The sequence below is a fragment of the Aeromonas sp. QDB18 genome (genome assembly GCF_027705325.1).
GTDB classification, from domain to species: Bacteria; Pseudomonadota; Gammaproteobacteria; order Enterobacterales; family Aeromonadaceae; genus Aeromonas; species Aeromonas caviae.
This window is the reverse complement of sequence record NZ_JAPDBQ010000253.1, coordinates 1-2,242: the sequence shown is the minus strand read 5'-3', so window position 1 is coordinate 2,242 and position 2,242 is coordinate 1. Positions and strand designations below refer to the sequence as shown.

Sequence of the window (2,242 nt, the reverse complement as noted above, 5' to 3'; positions counted from 1 at the left end):
GGCATATGGATTTAGGGACTCAGAATACTTTTTTCTGAAAATCAAGGCGGCCTTCCCCGGAAAGCCGCGATGAACCCCATTTTAGGAGGGGCGGGGGGAGCGTGCAGCACTTTTTACCCCGACATGTGAAGGGCGACCGACTGCGTTCACGGACCGGTAAAATGGCCGCAACTGAACCTGAATGTGAGATGATGCGGTCTCTTCTTTCTTGATATGTAACAAATCAGGGGGACGGGCTCTGTGGTCTGATGGCGTCCGAGGCCGGCCGTGGTTGACGTTGAACAAAAGGAGCAAGTGTGAATTCCGAGTTGATCTGGGTGCTCAGCATGCTGGTGGGTGCCATTCTCCTGTTTATTACCAACAAGGTACGTATGGACGTGGTCGCCTTGTTGATCATCATTCTGTTCGTGTTGAGCGGCACCCTGACCCTGCCGCAGGCGCTGGCAGGATTCAGCGATCCCAACGTCATTCTGATTGCCGCCCTGTTCGTGGTGGGGGAGGGGCTGGTGCGTACCGGCATCGCCTATCAGGTGGGAGATGCCCTGGTGAAGGTGGCCGGCAGCAGCGAAACCCGCATGCTGGTGCTGCTGATGGTGGCGGTGGCGACCCTGGGGGCCGTGATGAGTTCGACCGGGGTGGTGGCCATCTTCATCCCCGTGGTGCTGAGCGTGGCGAACCGGATGGGGATCCCGGCGGGCAGACTGATGATGCCGCTCGGGTTTGCCGGCCTTATCAGCGGCATGATGACGCTGGTGGCAACGCCGCCCAACATGGTGGTGAACAGTGAACTGATGCGGCACGACATCCAGGGGTTCGGCTTCTTCGGCTTCACCCCCATGGGGGTCATCATTCTGGGGATGGGGATCCTCTACATGCTGGTGATGCGCACCTCCTTGGTGCGTGAAGGAGAGGAGGGCAAGGGCAAGCAGATGGGACGCAGCACCATGCGGGATCTCATCCGTGACTACCGCCTGGCGGGGCGCGCACGCCGACTGGCGATCCGGCCCGACTCCCCCCTGATCGGCCAGACCCTCGACGAGCTGCAATTGCGTGCCCGCTTCGGTGCCAACGTCATCGGGATGGAGCGCTGGCGCAAGTTCAGGCGGGTGATGGTCAGTGTCACCGGGGTGACTGAGTTCCAGGCCAAGGACGTGCTGCTCATCGACATGTCGGATCCCGAGGTGGATGTGCGGGAGTTTTGCAGCGAGGCGCGGCTCGAGCCCATGATATTGCGCGGCGAATACTTCTCCGATCAGGCGCGGGAGGTGGGCATGGCGGAGGTCTCCCTCATCCCCGGCTCCCGGCTGCTCGGCAAGAGCATCCGCGAGGTGACCTTCCGTTCCCGTTACGGTCTGAGCGTGGTGGGGATCCGCCGGGATGGAGAGGCGCTGACCGGCAAGCTGGTGGACGAGGCGCTGCAGATGGGGGATACCCTGCTGGTGGTGGGGAACTGGAGCCTCATTCGTCAGTTGCAGACCCATCATCGCGATTTTCTGCTGCTGGGCCTGCCTGCGGAAGTGGACGAGATGGCGCCGGCCCGCAGCCAGGCCATTCACGCCCTGATTGCCCTCGGGGTCATGATAGTACTGATGGTGACAGATCCCGTGCCCAACGTGATCGCGGCGCTCATCGCCTGCCTGCTGATGGGCAAGTTCCGCTGCATCGATCTGGAGAGTGCCTACAAGTCCATCCACTGGCCGACCCTGATCCTCATCGTGGGCATGCTGCCCTTTGCCCTTGCATTGCAGCAGACCGGCGGGGTGGATCTCATCGTCGGCGCGCTCATCTCGGCAGTAGGGGAGATGGGTCCCAGGGTGATGCTGGCCAGCCTCTTCGTGCTCTGTGCCGTCATCGGGCTCTTCATCTCCAACACGGCGACGGCGGTGCTGATGGCGCCCATCGCGCTGGGTACGGCCCATCAGATGGGGGTGTCGCCTTATCCCTTTGCCATGACCATCGCCATCGCCGCCTCGGCAGCCTTCATGACGCCGGTCTCGTCGCCGGTCAACACCCTGGTGCTGGGCCCGGGCAACTACAAGTTCATGGACTTCGTGCGCATCGGCGTGCCCTTCACCTTGCTGGTGATGGTGGTGAGCGTCATCGCCATCCCCTGGTTCTTCCCGTTCTGACGACAGCAAACGATATGGCGGCCTGCGGGCCGCCTTTTTATACCAATCGGATTAAACATTAGGTCAGTTTTATCCAATCTCGGCTACAAAGTGACATCACCCGCTCCACATCG

Annotated in this window: 1 protein-coding gene; it reads left to right on the top strand. The window is 61.4% G+C overall.

Features of this window, described 5'->3' with window-relative positions; all coding sequences use genetic code 11:
• Positions 1 to 296: 296 nt before the first annotated feature.
• A complete protein-coding gene (locus OKC30_RS20585) occupies positions 297 to 2,129 on the top strand; it encodes an SLC13 family permease (protein WP_160838172.1) in 1,833 nt (610 codons plus the stop codon).
• Positions 2,130 to 2,242: the final 113 nt, after the last annotated feature.